1 protein-coding gene is annotated in these 524 nt (G+C 72.3%); it reads left to right on the top strand.

Features of this window, described 5'->3' with window-relative positions; translation table 11 throughout:
• Positions 1-499: enoyl-CoA hydratase-related protein (locus tag AC4FS3_RS29485; protein ID WP_491023493.1), on the top strand; the 499-nt coding region annotated here is incomplete at its 5' end.
• Positions 500-524: the final 25 nt, after the last annotated feature.

The raw sequence follows: 524 nt of genomic DNA, 5'->3' as shown, positions 1-524 counted from the left end.
CGGCCTGCCGGTGATCGCGGCGTTGCGCGGCGCGGTGGTGGGCGGCGGCCTGGAGCCCGCGGCCGCCTGTCACACCCGGGTCGCCGAGCCGTCGACGTTCTTCGCTTTGCCGGAGGGGCAGCGCGCCATCTTCACCGGCGGCGGCGCCACGGTGCGGGTGGGGCGCATCATCGGCCCTGGCCGGATGGTCGACATGATGCTGGCCGCCCGCACCTATGACGCGGCGCGCGGGCTTGACCTTGGCCTGTGCCACGAAATTGTCGCGCCCGGCGCCGGCCTGGAGCGGGCCATCGCCATCGCCGAAGCCGCCGCGAAGCACGCGCCGCTGTCGAATTACGCCATGGTCACGGCCATCGGCCGCATCAACGACATGTCGACCACCGATGGCCTGTTCGCGGAGAGCCTGATGGCAGGCATCGTCCAGAGCGGCCCGGAGGTCGCCGCCGGCCTTGACGCCTTCCTCAGCAAGAAAAGCAGCCGCCTCGAACCGAAGGACTGACGGGCCGCCGGTCGCCCGTCTGGCC

The sequence above is a fragment of the Pseudogemmobacter sp. TB195 genome (assembly GCF_058313095.1).
This window is presented reverse-complemented; position numbering and strand designations above follow the sequence as displayed.